The sequence below is a fragment of the Pseudomonas sp. TMB3-21 genome, from assembly GCF_054898145.1.
In genome coordinates this window covers 3,001,845-3,014,241 of sequence record NZ_CM142718.1, presented here as the reverse complement: position 1 = coordinate 3,014,241, position 12,397 = coordinate 3,001,845, and the positions used below count along the sequence as shown (strand labels likewise).

The window sequence follows — 12,397 nt, the reverse complement described above, 5'->3', positions numbered from 1 at the left end:
GGTCACTCGTCGGCGTTTGGATCAAGCTCGGGAAACATTACCTCGGTAAACCCGAACTTGCTGAAATCGGTAATCCTGGAGGGGTACAACCGACCGATCAAATGATCGCATTCGTGCTGCACTACGCGCGCATGAAACCCTTCGGCAATACGCTCGATTGGCTCACCCTTCGGGTCGAAACCTTCATAGCGGATCTGTTGATAGCGATCCACTGCGCCACGTAGGCCCGGCACCGATAAGCAGCCCTCAAACCCCTCTTCGACAACTGCGCTCAACGGCGTGATCAGCGGATTGATCAGAATGGTTTGCGGCACTGCTTCGGCTTCGGGATAGCGATCGCTGTGCTCGAAGCCAAAGATGACCAGCTGCAGATCGACGCCGATCTGCGGCGCCGCAAGGCCAACGCCGCCGACGCTTTCCATGGTCTGGAACATGTCATCGATTAGTTCCCAGAGCTCCGGGCTGTCGAACATTTCCACGGGGACTGGCGAGGCGATACGCAGCAAGCGTTCATCGCCCATTTTCAGGATTTCACGGATCATTTAGTGACTTCGTCAGTGTCCGGCTTGATCGAGTGATCCCGACCCAGTCCCGAGACATGTTGTTTGGTTTCCGGGTCCGGGCCTTCTCCGGGGACCTTCTCGCCCGGGTCCTTGCCTTCGGACGACATGTGTTCGATTACCGCATTCATTTCTGCCCCGAGCAACAACACGGCAGAAGAAATATAGAAATACAGCAAGAGCACGATGATCGCACCGATACTGCCGTACATGGCGTTGTAATTGGCGAATTCCTTGACGTAATAACCGAAGCCCAGCGATGCCATGATCCAGACCACCACGGCCAATACCGAACCTGGCGTAATGAAGCGGAAATCCTGTTTGACGTCCGGCATCACGTAATAAATCAGCGCCACGGCAACCATCAATAGAATCACCACGACCGGCCAGCGTGCGATGGTCCACAAGGTAACGATGAATTCCTCCATGCCGACTTGCGACGCGATCCAGCCCATCACTTGCGGGCCGAGCACCATTAACGCAGCGGCAATCAGCATCATGCCCGCAATGCCCACGGTGTAGACGATCGACAGCGGGATGAGCTTCCACGCTGGCCGGCCTTCAACCACATCGTAGGCGGCGTTCATCGCGCTCATCATCAATCGGACACCGGCGGAAGCGGTCCACAGGGCGATGACAATACCGACCGACAACAGACCGCCCTTGGACTGCTGCAGCTGGTCAATTACCGGGTTGACCTGCTCCAGTGCCTGGGGCGGCAGCACCAGCTCAGATTGCAGACGCAACCACGAGAAAAAATCCGGCAGGTGCAGGAAACCGATCAGCGCGATCAGAAACAGAATGAAGGGGAACAACGAGAACAGCATTTGATACGCCAACGCCGACGCGTAGGTCGACATCTCGTCGTCAATAAACTCTTTGACGGTGCGCACCATCACACGATGGATGGGCATACCCTTCATGTCAGGGAAAATCATGAGCGTCTCCTTTCGCCGCAAATTAGTTGAAGTCGTGGCGACTCAGGGGCCGTTTTTACATCAAAGTAGCCTAAGTGGCGACTTTGAAACAGTTAGCGTGTTGATACTATTCAGGCTGACACGAAAACGGCCATCCGCGGATGGCCGTTTCGGTTGCGCACAAAGCCAATGTTACGCTTTGTCGACGCCTTTCTTGACGGCGTCTTTGGCGTCGCCCACAGCTTGCTGAGCTTCGCCTTTCTTTTCCTGCACAACGCCTTCAGCGCGTACCTTATCGTTACCAGTGGCTTTGCCGACGCCTTGCTTGACGTTGCCGACTGCTTCGTTAGCCATGCCTTTTACTTTATCGCCAGTGCTGCTCATGGTGTTTCTCCTGTGAACAATTGAACGAGGTAAGTGGTTACACAAGAATTGACCGGAGGGATTTGCAGGGAGTTTCATTTTTTTCGCGCGCTTTTCATCAGAGAGCGCAGGTTAGGCTTTATGTTTGCCCGGCAACCCCCGAGAATGTGCAACGTATTCAGGCCACTGGTGCTGAAGATCCAATCCCGTAGGAATGTTATGAAACTCGATAAACCGCAGGCCATTGCCCGCAGAAATCAGGAACTTGGCGGTGCTGTGCTTGGCGTCAACAACTGCCATTTCACCGAATTGAACCGCAACCGCAACATTTGGTGGTTCGACATCCCGGTAGCGCGTCTGGCGATTGGTCAGTACGAATGGATTCACCTGCTGATGCACACCCCGGACACAGACGAACTGCTGCACTTGAAAGTGCCGACGGTGTTCCTGCGCGAGAAGCTCGAAGGTCTGGTCGTGCGTAATGAGGGCAAGCGCAAAGCCGCGCTGAGCCTGGAATTGAGCGCCGACAAGGATTCGTATCTGCAGGATATGCGTCCGGCGGGCACCAACGTCAATTTCGCGCAGTTTCGGTTGTAAGGCAGATTCTGAGTCATGGACTGTTGTGAGAAGTTTGCTTGCCGCACCGTGAATCATTTGTGACCAGGGATCCATCTGTGGCCAGGGGGTTTACTTGTGGTGAGGGGGTTTAGCGAAACGTCGCACCGCCCCGTTCGGCTGCGCAGCAGTCGTAAGATGGCGACTACGATATACCTTGGGAATTGGGTTGCGGGTTATGGTTAGGGGGCTGCTGCGCAGCCCAACGGGGGTAAACCCCCTCGCCACAGAAGCCCCTTGCCACAGAAGCTCCCTCACCATAGAACATCCAATCCCACAGAAGCCCGTTTATTTCACTGCCCACAAAAAGCCCCGCATTTGCGGGGTTTTTTGGTTTAGGCGGCGGTCTTCGCCTTGATCTTCTTCAACTCTTCATCACGCAACTCGCGACGCAGAATCTTGCCGACGTTCGTGGTCGGCAGCGCATCGCGGAATTCCACCGAACGAGGCACTTTGTACCCGGTGACGTTGGCGCGCATGTGCTCCATCACCTGTTCTTTGGTCAGGGTGACGCCCGGTTTGGCCACGATGAAAATCTTGATCGCCTCGCCCGACTTCTCGTCCGGCACACCAATGGCTGCGCACTGCAACACACCCGGCAGGGTCGCCAGCACGTCTTCCAGTTCGTTCGGGTAAACGTTGAAGCCCGACACCAGAATCATGTCTTTCTTGCGATCAACGATGCGCATGTAACCGTCAGGCTGGATCACCGCGATATCGCCGGTTTTCAGCCAGCCTTCGCTATCGAGCATTTCATCAGTGGCGTCCTGACGCTGCCAGTAACCTTTCATGACCTGCGGACCCTTCACACACAGTTCGCCGATCTCGCCCGAGGGCAATTCCACACCGGCATCGTCAATGATTTTGCACAGCGTTGAAGGTACCGGAATACCAATGGTGCCGATCTGAATATGCTGAATCGGATTGACCGTCGCAACCGGGCTGGTTTCCGTCATGCCGTAGCCTTCGCAGATGGCGCAGCCGGTGACCGCTTTCCAGCGCTCGGCGGCGGCCAGTTGCAGGGCCATGCCGCCGGACAGCGTGACTTTCAGCGCCGAGAAGTCGAGCTTGCGGAACGCTTCGTTATTGCACAGGGCCACAAACAGCGTGTTGAGGCCGACAAAGCCGCTGAACTTCCACTTCGACAACTCCTTGACCATCGCCGACAGGTCGCGCGGGTTGCTGATCAGGACGTTGTGGTTACCGATCAGCATCATCGCCATGCAATGAAAGGTGAAGGCATAGATGTGGTAAAGCGGCAACGGCGTGATCAGGATCTCGCAGCCTTCATTCAGATTGGAGCCCATCAGTGCCTTGCACTGCAGCATGTTCGCCACAAGGTTGCGATGGGTCAGCATTGCGCCCTTGGCCACGCCGGTGGTGCCACCGGTGTATTGCAACACGGCCACGTCGCTGCTGGCCGGATTGGCTTCGGTCACTGGCTGGCCATGACCCTTGCTCAACACATCGTTGAACTTGATCGCCTTCGGCAAGTGATAAGCCGGGACCATTTTCTTCACGTATTTAATGACGCTGTTGATCAGCAGACGCTTGAGCGGCGGCAGCAAGTCAGCCACTTCGGTGACAATCACGTGCTTGACGCCGGTTTTCGGCACGACGGTCTGGGCCAGGTGCGCCATGTTCGCCAGGCACACCAGCGCTTTCGCGCCGGAGTCGTTGAATTGGTGTTCCATTTCCCGCGTGGTGTACAGCGGGTTGGTGTTGACCACGATCAGCCCTGCGCGAATCGCCCCGAACACGGCGACCGGGTACTGCAGAACGTTGGGCAATTGCACGGCGATTCGATCGCCTGGCTGCAAGTCGGTATGCTGTTGCAGGTACGCGGCAAATGCACCGGACAATTCGTACAATTCACCGTAGGTGATTGTCTTGCCCAGGTTGCTGAATGCCGGTTTGTCGGCGAAGCGTTGGCAGGACTGCTTCAACACTGCCTGAATATTCGGATACTCGTCCGGATTGATCTCGGCAGCAATCCCGGCAGGGTACTTATCCTTCCAAAAGTCTTCGATCATGGAAGCCCACTCCTCAGCGACGCGAATTCGAATACCGCATTTTGATGCGATTATTATTGGTGTTTGATTATGGGTGCATCTGGCGGTTAAAGCAGGCCGAGAGGTCCCAAAGCGCGCCGAGAGTAGCAGCTTTGCCAAAGGTCGCCTAGAGCCAAAAGCGGGCTCTACAGTCACGTTGGTGACTCTTGAATATGCAATGGTCAGTTTTAGAGCAAAAATTCTATAGCGCTGTGAAAGCCATCGGAAACACGGCATATACAGAAAAAATCGCGAGCAGGCTCGCTCCTACAGGATCACCATTGTCCTTGTAGGAGCGAGCCTGCTCGCGATCGTGCGAAGCGCGGCCATTCACCGATCAGGCAATATCGCGCAACTCCCTTCGAAGGATCTTGCCGACCGGCGTCATCGGCAACGATTCGCGCAAGACGATGTGTTTCGGCACTTTGTACGCGGTGAAGTTTTCCTTGCAGTAGGCCTTCAGTTCTTCGAGGCTGACACCCGTCTCGCGGGCCACGACAAACAGCTTCACCGCCTCCCCCGATCGCTCGTCCGGCACACCGATGACCGCACAGTTGGCGACTTTCGGGTGAGCCATTACCACATCTTCGATCTCGTTCGGGTACACGTTGAAACCGGAGACGATGATCATGTCCTTCTTGCGATCGACAATGCGCACAAAACCGTCCGGGTCGATCACGCCGATGTCGCCGGACTTGAACCAGCCCTCGGCATCCAGCACTTCCGCAGTGGCTTCCGGTTTTTGCCAATAGCCTTTCATGATCTGCGGGCCTTTGATGCACAACTCGCCGCGCTCGCCCAGGGGCTGCTCGATGCCATCATCGTTGATGATCTTCAGCGTGGTGCCCGGCACCGGCAGGCCAACCGTGCCGATACGCGACTGGCCGCCATAAGGATTGGTGCAGGCCACCGGCGAGGTTTCGGTCAGGCCGTAGCCTTCGGTGATGCGGCAACCGGTCAGTTGCTCCCAGCGCTCGGCAGTCGCCTTGACCAGTGCGGTGCCGCCCGAATTCGTGACCTTCAGGCTGGAGAAATCCAGGGTCTTGAAATCCGGATGCTCCATCAGCGCAACGAACAGCGTATTCAGCCCCAGCAGACAGGAAAACCGCCAGTTCTTCAGTTCCTTGATGAAACCGCCGATGTCCCTTGGATTGGTAATCAGCACGTTGTGGTTGCCGGTTACCATCATGCACATGCAGTTCGCCGTGAATGCATAGATGTGGTACAGCGGCAGCGGCGCGATCATCACTTCCTGACCTTCCCGCAGCAGTGGCTGGCCGTCATCGCCGATCTGCCCCAGGCACGCCCTCGCCTGCTGCATATTGGCGACGAGATTGCCGTGGGTCAGCATTGCGCCCTTGGCCAGGCCGGTGGTGCCGCCGGTGTATTGCAGCACCGCGATGTCATCGAGCCCGGCGTTCAACGGCTTGATGCCCTGCCCCCGGCCCTGGCGCAACGCGGTCTTGAAAGAAATGGCCTGCGGCAAGGCATAGTCCGGAACCATTTTCTTCACTTTGCTGACCATGGTGTTGACCAGCCAGCCTTTGGCGGCAGGCATCATGTCGCCCATCTTCGCTTCGATCAGGTACTGAATGTCGGTGTCGGCCAGCACTTCCTGGACTCTCTGCCCGAACATGTTCAGGTAGACCAGCGCCCGTGCACCGGAATCCTTGAACTGATGGCGCATCTCCCGCGCGGTGTACAGCGGGTTGGTGTTGACCACGATCAGCCCGGCGCGCAACGCGCCAAACACGGCAATCGGGTATTGCAAAACGTTGGGCATCTGCACCGCTATGCGGTCGCCCGGTGCCAGGTCGGTGTGCGCTTGCAGGTAACCGGCGAACGCGGCGCTGTAGCGTTCCAGTTCGGCGTAGGTCAGGGTGACGCCCATGTTGCTGAAGGCCGGGCGGTCAGCAAATTTCTTGCAGGAACGCTCGAACACCTCGATCACCGACTTGTAGGCCCCGTGTTCAATGTCCAGGGGCACGCCGGCCGGGCGTTTGTCATTCCAGAAATCAGGTTGCATTGTTCTTGTCCTCTTTACCTGAGCCTATCCGGGCCGCTTTTTTTCCTTCGTTGCCGAATAAACAAAAAGCGGAGCTTCCCGGACGTTAGCAGCTATGGCGAATCAGGCAAATATGCCAGTAGCCGTCATAGATCGTGTGAATCTTCCTGCCGTGGCGTGGGCTGATCAGACGTCAACGTCGGGATGCGCTATACAATGCATCGAGCCCATGCAAAGGAATCGCCATGATCCATGACACTTTCTGGCTGACCGTGAGTGACCGCAGCCGCCTCTTCGTCAACCAGTGGCTGCCTGAGACGCCGTTGAAGGCGGTGATTCTGGTGGCCCATGGCATGGCGGAACACAGTGGCCGGTACGCTCGCCTGGCGGAAAAATGTTGCGAGAATGGCTACGGCGTTTACGCGCCGGACTTGCGCGGGCATGGCAAAACGGCCGAAACCGCGACGCTCGGCCACTTCGCCGACGATGACGGTTGGTGCAAGGTGGTCGGCGATCTGGCGAGCCTCAACCAGCACATCGGCCAACAACATCCCGGTGTGCCCATCGTGCTGCTCGGCCACAGCATGGGCAGTTATCTGGCCCAGGCGTATCTGCTGCACCACAGTGCCAGCCTGCATGGCGCGATCCTTAGCGGCTCGAATTTTCAGCCTGTGGCGCTTTACCGTGCGGCGCGGCAGATTGCCCGCCTCGAACGCGTGCGTCAGGGGCGGACCGGGCGCAGCGCCTTGATCGAATGGTTGTCGTTTGGCTCGTTCAACAAGCAATTCAAACCGGTGCGCACGCCGTTCGACTGGCTCAGTCGCGACCCGGCTGAAGTCGACAAGTACGCGGCCGACCCGCTTTGCGGGTTTCGCTGCACCAATCAGTTGTGGATCGATTTGCTCGGCGGCTTGCAGCAAATCAGCAAAGCGTCCAATCTCGCGCAGATCGATCCGGGCCTGCCGTTGCTGGTAATGGGCGGCGAATGTGATCCGGTGAGTGAAGGCAAGCGTCTGACAGACCTGGCTCACGCATTGCGCGCCGCCGGCAGCCAGAACCTGCAACTGACTGTTTACCCGCAGGCACGGCATGAGCTGTTCAACGAAATAAACCGCGATGCAGTCACCGCCGATGTGCTGAGCTGGATCGCCGGAGCGCTGAGCCATCGCCGCCCGGCCCGGTCCGAATAGTTTTTTTTGTGGATTTTTTTATTCGTCACAGGAATTGAGACAGATGACCCAGGTTACCAACACCCCTTACGAAGCCCTCGAAGTTGGCCAGACCGCCAGTTACAGCAAGACCGTCGAAGAGCGCGACATCCAGCTGTTCGCCGCGATGTCGGGGGACCACAACCCGGTGCACCTGGACGCCGAATTCGCCGCCGCCACCATGTTCAAGGAGCGCATCGCCCATGGCATGTTCAGCGGCGCGTTGATCAGTGCGGCCGTGGCTTGCGAGTTGCCTGGGCCGGGGACGATCTACATCGGTCAGCAGATGAGTTTTCAGAAGCCCGTGAAGATTGGCGACACGCTGACAGTGCGCCTGGAAATTGTCGAAAAACTGCCGAAATTCCGTGTACGGATTGCCACCCGCGTGTTCAATCAGCGCGATGAACTGGTGGTCGACGGCGAGGCCGAGATCCTCGCCCCACGCAAGCAGCAGACTGTGACGTTGCCGACATTGCCGGCGATCAGTATTGGGTGATGATTAAAAAGATCGTCCGAAGGCTCGGGCCGCGTTCGGACGATCTTTGATCTTATGGCGCTTCCTGCACCTGCACGCTCGCCGTCATCCCTGAACTCAAATTAACCCCCTCCGGCACCTCATCCAGCTTGATCCGCACTGGAATCCGCTGCGCCAGCCGCACCCAGTTGAAGGTCGGTTCCACCTCCGCCAGCAACTGCCCGTCGGGTGTGGTGTTGCGGTCGGTGATGCCGCGACTGATGCTCTCGACATGCCCATGCAACGGCGTGCCGACACTCATCAGCCAGACCTTGACCGGATCGCCCACGCGAACGCGCGGCAGTTTGGTCTCCTCGAAATACGCCTGCACGTAAAACGTCGAATCATCGATCAGCGCCATCACCGGTTGCCCGGCGTTTACAAAATTGCCCTGCGCCAGTTGCAGGTTGGTGACATGCCCGCTGCGGGGCGCATGCACCTGACTGCGCGCCAGGTTGAGTTCGGCGACCTTGGCTTCGGCCTGAGCTTCGCGCAGTTCGCCTCGGGCAATGCCGGCATTGATTTGCGCATTTTCGCGCAGCTCGGCGCTGATCGCTTGCGGACCCAGCGCGGCGCGGCGACTGGCCTCGCGTTCACGCAACTTCAGCTGCTGCTGACGGGTTTGCACCACCGCCTGCGCTTTCTCCAGCGCGGCTTCGAAACGATCTCGATCAATGCTCAGCAACAAATCCCCGGCCTTGACCCGCTGGTTGTCGAAGGTCTTCAGTTCGCGTACCCAGCCCGACACGTCGGGGGCGATCACCACCACGTCGGCACGGATTCGCGCATCGCGGGTCCACGGGGTCAGCATGTAGTACTGCCATAGATGGAAACCGGCAAAAATCGCCAGCGCCACCAGGGTCAGGGTTACCGCGACACGTACGGATGTACGCATGTTCAACTCCTTATAAAGGTCCGAGGACGACGGTGATCAGTGTCAATACGCAGACGTACAAGGCGCAATCGAATAACGCTTCGTGCCAGATCCAGCGCCCGACCGGGGTCAGTTGAAGCAACATGCGCAAACCGCCGGTGACCAGCAGCGCCAGCACCACATAAATCAGAAAAGGACTGAGCAGGACGCCGCCCACTGACCATTCACGCAAGCCCATGGCTGACCTCCTGCTGACGACACCAGGCGCGCCAGCTGTTGTGCAATTGCAGCACCGCGCCCTGCGCCAGTTTCACGGCATCGCTGGGCGGTAATGCGTACAACGTCTGCAAAAATTCTTCACTCGGTTGTTGCAACGCATCGGCGCGACTGGCGGCCGGACCTTGCTGCAGAAGTTTTTCCAGCTGATCGAGATACCGACGCTGAGGCACACCGACCGGCGCCTGCGCCACGGCGAGACTCAAGCGCAAATGCAGCAACTCGTCGCCGATGTCCAGGCCCAGCAAGCCATCGTCCCAGCGGCTGCGTGCCGGCTCCGGCAACTCGGGATAGTGCCGCGCCAACTGCAACAGGCGATCGGCCATGCGCCCGCCAAACCAGCTTTCGGCACCGCGCAGATTGCGTCGGGTCAGGCGCACCAGGTCGTGCAGGGTCGCGGTTAACAAGCGTCGGCTGTGCCATGCCGGATCGCGCAGCATCAATAACCGGAACGCCAGCACCGCCGCGCCCACGCCGATGACAATCGCTTGAGCACTGTTGAAAAAGTTCGCGACATCGAATTTCATCGCGTTGAGCGGCGATATCAGCACGATAAAGTGCAGGCAGAACGAGGTCGCTGTGGCGCCTATCTGCGGCTTGGCCATGCCCAGCGCACCGAAGAATAACGGCACGCCCATGCCGAGGCAGAGCAAGGCAAAGCTGCTCCATTGCGGCAGCAGAATCTGCCCGACGATAAACGCTGATGGAATTGCCAGAAAAATACCGCGCATGAAACTCATACCGATTTGCGCGCCGTTTTCGCGACTGGCGAACAGGCTGCACACCACGCAGGTCAGCAGCAAAGCGCCCGAAGCAGCCGGCCAGGCGGTGGCCAGCCAGAAGCATGACACCACCAGAAAAGCCAAGGCACTGCGCGCGCCGAAGACCAATGCCAATGACAGGTCGCGATGTGACGCGAGCGTGCGCGGCGGGTCGACCGTTTCCCTGCCCTCCTCCACCGCCTGCAGTGCCGCGCTTGCCGCCATGGCGCTGTCGAGCAGCAGGGCCAGACGCGCCAGGCAGAAACTTTGCGCCGAGCTGATTTGCGCATCGTGGCAGGCGTCCAGCAATCGCGGGCGCAACGCTTGCAGCGCAGCCGGATCGCAATGATCCAGCGCCTCTTGAACTTCATTCATCCACGGTTGCAATTGCTCGGCTTCCTGCGGCTCCAGCTGCTTCCACTGGCGACGCACTGACCGCGCGATGCGCAGCAACATCAACAGCTTCTGGCTCAGTCCACTGATTGAACGCGCACGCTGCCGCCCCAGACTGCCTTCGAACCAGGCATGTTCGCGCTGCGCATCGACCGCGACGATCCTGCCGAGGATTTCCAGCAAACCTTTACGCGCCTGGCCATCGCCGGCCAATGTTGCCTGTGCGGCCTTCATTCCGCTTTGCCAGGCGGCACGTGCCTGATCCGCCAGTTGCTGTTCGACGCGCAGTGGCCACAGCAACGCACTCGCGGCGGTGGCGCAGATAATGCCCAGGGAGATTTCCGTGCAGCGCGCCACAGCTTGATCGAACACCGTGAGCGGATGGCTGATGGCCGGCAACGCGATGATCGCCACCGTGTAACCGGCCAGCACGAAGGAGTAGGACCAGGCACTGCGCAACAACGTCGAGCTCGCCGTGCACAGCCCGAGCCACAGGGCCAGCGCCAACAGAAACAGCCAGGGCGTCTGCGCAAACAACCCCATGAAGACCACCGACATGATGGTGCCGACGATCGTTCCCAACAGTCGCGCCAAGCCTTTCTGCACCACCATCCCCGACAGTGGCTGCGCAACGATAAACGCTGTCATCAACGCCCACGCCGGTTGCTCAAGCCCCCAGCGCATCGCCAGCCACAGCGCCAGGCCGCCGCCGAGCACGGTCTTGATTGCGAATTGCAAAGCACGGCGGTCAGGCAGGAATAACGCCTGGAAAGTGATGGGCACAGGGAAAACTCTGAAGGGCACGGTTTAACGATAGACGTAATGCGCGGGGACAACGGGCAGACAAATTATTAGCTAGCTAACTATGTACAGTCCAGCACTTATTTACAGACACAAAAGAACGCCAGACTGGCTGGCGTTTTTGACAGGCTACGAACGCTTACGAGCGTGCGCGAGCCTGGTTACGCAGGGCTTTCACCTGGTCGTGGTTACGTTGCACGCCGTGGAGTTGACGTTCAACCAGGTCACGGATGCCAACCAGATTATGCTTATTGATTTTTTCCATTGCTTCTTTGTAAGCCTTCAGTGCGTGGTCTTCACCGCGCTCTGCTTCATTCAGAACGGCTTCTTCGTCTTTGCCGGTGAACACGGCTTTGACGTCTACCCAGCGACGGTGCAAGTCACCGCTGACGCTGGTAGAAGTTTCCGGGTCGCCACCCATCGAACGAACTGCAGCCTGCAATTCAGCAGCGGCGGCAGCGCAATCGGCGGAACGCTTCACAAACAGAGCTTTCAGTTCTGGATGCTTGATGTCTTCTGCGCAGGTCTTGAAGCCTTCTTGACCATCTTTGCTGGTTTCGATCAGGTCGTTCAGGACGGAGATGGATTCTTTATTGATGTCAGTCATTTTCAATTCCTCACGGGGTTGATGAAAGATGTAATAGCTATTGCACCCTGCATGCCAGTTTTGGACTGAACAATAACTCGTTATATTTCAATTAGTTATAATTTCAGTCAAAAACTGTATCCGCTTTTTTTGCATGATCTGTCATTTGGCCTGCATGCAGAATGCCTGTATTTTCATCCTGACTGAATGCAAGTGGCCGACAGATGAACCCCGAAAAGCTCGAATTACTGATCACCCGTGAAATGCCCTTCGGCAAATATAAAGGCCGGATCATTGCCGACCTTCCTGGCCAATACCTCAACTGGTTCGCCCGCGAAGGATTTCCCCATGGCGAACTGGGCGGGTTGCTGGCCCTCATGCAGGAAATCGATCACAACGGATTATCGGAATTGCTGGAACCGCTGCGCGCCAAACATGGCAAACCCGCCCCTCGCCACTGAACCCCTTGATCG

13 protein-coding genes are annotated in these 12,397 nt (G+C 58.0%); 4 read left to right on the top strand and 9 right to left on the bottom strand.

Going from position 1 to position 12,397, the window contains the following annotated elements:
* Positions 1-2: 2 nt before the first annotated feature.
* The 3 genes from def to ACYZTS_RS13845 all read right to left on the bottom strand — a co-directional run bounded on the left by def (position 3) and on the right by ACYZTS_RS13845 (position 1,861).
* On the bottom strand, positions 3-542 hold the full coding sequence (def, locus tag ACYZTS_RS13855; protein WP_461989868.1) for a peptide deformylase: 540 nt from the start codon (positions 540-542) through the stop codon (positions 3-5).
* On the bottom strand, positions 539-1,498 hold the full coding sequence (locus ACYZTS_RS13850) for a YihY/virulence factor BrkB family protein (protein WP_028622991.1): 960 nt from the start codon (positions 1,496-1,498) through the stop codon (positions 539-541). The genes def and ACYZTS_RS13850 overlap by 4 nt, the downstream gene beginning before the upstream one ends.
* A gap of 171 nt (positions 1,499-1,669) precedes the next feature.
* Positions 1,670-1,861, bottom strand: a complete 192-nt coding sequence (locus ACYZTS_RS13845; protein ID WP_028622992.1) for a CsbD family protein — start codon at positions 1,859-1,861, stop codon at positions 1,670-1,672.
* Positions 1,862-2,059: 198 nt separating this feature from the next.
* Here ACYZTS_RS13845 and ACYZTS_RS13840 point away from each other — a divergent pair, with 198 nt between their 5' ends.
* On the top strand, positions 2,060-2,437 hold the full coding sequence (locus ACYZTS_RS13840; protein WP_028622993.1) for a hypothetical protein: 378 nt from the start codon (positions 2,060-2,062) through the stop codon (positions 2,435-2,437).
* A 353-nt stretch (positions 2,438-2,790) separates the two neighbouring features.
* Here the strand turns inward: ACYZTS_RS13840 and fadD1 are convergent, their stop codons facing one another.
* Both fadD1 and fadD2 read right to left on the bottom strand, forming a co-directional pair.
* Positions 2,791-4,488, bottom strand: coding sequence for a long-chain-fatty-acid--CoA ligase FadD1 (gene fadD1 / locus ACYZTS_RS13835; RefSeq protein WP_461989865.1), 1,698 nt, complete (start codon positions 4,486-4,488; stop codon positions 2,791-2,793).
* A 355-nt stretch (positions 4,489-4,843) separates the two neighbouring features.
* Complete coding sequence (gene fadD2, locus ACYZTS_RS13830; RefSeq protein WP_461989863.1) at positions 4,844-6,532, bottom strand: long-chain-fatty-acid--CoA ligase FadD2; 1,689 nt, start codon at positions 6,530-6,532, stop codon at positions 4,844-4,846.
* Positions 6,533-6,756: 224 nt separating this feature from the next.
* On the opposite strand from fadD2, the gene ACYZTS_RS13825 reads away from it, so the two are divergent.
* Complete coding sequence (locus ACYZTS_RS13825) at positions 6,757-7,701, top strand: lysophospholipase (protein WP_461989861.1); 945 nt, start codon at positions 6,757-6,759, stop codon at positions 7,699-7,701.
* A gap of 43 nt (positions 7,702-7,744) precedes the next feature.
* Positions 7,745-8,215: a MaoC family dehydratase gene (locus ACYZTS_RS13820; protein ID WP_461989859.1), complete on the top strand. Its 471-nt coding sequence runs from the start codon at positions 7,745-7,747 to the stop codon at positions 8,213-8,215.
* A gap of 52 nt (positions 8,216-8,267) precedes the next feature.
* Here ACYZTS_RS13820 and ACYZTS_RS13815 read toward each other — a convergent pair whose 3' ends face one another.
* From ACYZTS_RS13815 to ACYZTS_RS13800, 4 genes are all read right to left on the bottom strand, one after another.
* Positions 8,268-9,128, bottom strand: coding sequence for an efflux RND transporter periplasmic adaptor subunit (locus ACYZTS_RS13815; RefSeq protein ID WP_461989857.1), 861 nt, complete (start codon positions 9,126-9,128; stop codon positions 8,268-8,270).
* A gap of 10 nt (positions 9,129-9,138) precedes the next feature.
* A complete protein-coding gene (locus ACYZTS_RS13810; RefSeq protein WP_028622998.1) occupies positions 9,139-9,345 on the bottom strand; it encodes a DUF1656 domain-containing protein in 207 nt (68 codons plus the stop codon).
* Positions 9,332-11,320 (bottom strand): FUSC family protein, encoded by a 1,989-nt coding sequence (locus tag ACYZTS_RS13805; RefSeq protein WP_461989855.1) that lies wholly within the window; start codon positions 11,318-11,320, stop codon positions 9,332-9,334. The genes ACYZTS_RS13810 and ACYZTS_RS13805 overlap by 14 nt, the downstream gene beginning before the upstream one ends.
* A gap of 157 nt (positions 11,321-11,477) precedes the next feature.
* Positions 11,478-11,945, bottom strand: coding sequence for a PA2169 family four-helix-bundle protein (locus ACYZTS_RS13800; protein WP_461989853.1), 468 nt, complete (start codon positions 11,943-11,945; stop codon positions 11,478-11,480).
* Between the two features lie 203 nt (positions 11,946-12,148).
* Here ACYZTS_RS13800 and ACYZTS_RS13795 point away from each other — a divergent pair, with 203 nt between their 5' ends.
* Positions 12,149-12,385, top strand: coding sequence for a DUF3820 family protein (locus ACYZTS_RS13795; RefSeq protein WP_007949456.1), 237 nt, complete (start codon positions 12,149-12,151; stop codon positions 12,383-12,385).
* Positions 12,386-12,397 lie beyond the last annotated feature (12 nt).

Coding starts and splice junctions, on each gene's coding strand:
- def (WP_461989868.1), bottom strand. CDS start 542: ATGATCCGTGAAATCCTGAAAATGGGCGATGAACGCTTGCTGCGTATC.
- ACYZTS_RS13850 (WP_028622991.1), bottom strand. CDS start 1,498: ATGATTTTCCCTGACATGAAGGGTATGCCCATCCATCGTGTGATGGTG.
- ACYZTS_RS13845 (WP_028622992.1), bottom strand. CDS start 1,861: ATGAGCAGCACTGGCGATAAAGTAAAAGGCATGGCTAACGAAGCAGTC.
- ACYZTS_RS13840 (WP_028622993.1), top strand. CDS start 2,060: ATGAAACTCGATAAACCGCAGGCCATTGCCCGCAGAAATCAGGAACTT.
- fadD1 (WP_461989865.1), bottom strand. CDS start 4,488: ATGATCGAAGACTTTTGGAAGGATAAGTACCCTGCCGGGATTGCTGCC.
- fadD2 (WP_461989863.1), bottom strand. CDS start 6,532: ATGCAACCTGATTTCTGGAATGACAAACGCCCGGCCGGCGTGCCCCTG.
- ACYZTS_RS13825 (WP_461989861.1), top strand. CDS start 6,757: ATGATCCATGACACTTTCTGGCTGACCGTGAGTGACCGCAGCCGCCTC.
- ACYZTS_RS13820 (WP_461989859.1), top strand. CDS start 7,745: ATGACCCAGGTTACCAACACCCCTTACGAAGCCCTCGAAGTTGGCCAG.
- ACYZTS_RS13815 (WP_461989857.1), bottom strand. CDS start 9,128: ATGCGTACATCCGTACGTGTCGCGGTAACCCTGACCCTGGTGGCGCTG.
- ACYZTS_RS13810 (WP_028622998.1), bottom strand. CDS start 9,345: ATGGGCTTGCGTGAATGGTCAGTGGGCGGCGTCCTGCTCAGTCCTTTT.
- ACYZTS_RS13800 (WP_461989853.1), bottom strand. CDS start 11,945: ATGACTGACATCAATAAAGAATCCATCTCCGTCCTGAACGACCTGATC.
- ACYZTS_RS13795 (WP_007949456.1), top strand. CDS start 12,149: ATGAACCCCGAAAAGCTCGAATTACTGATCACCCGTGAAATGCCCTTC.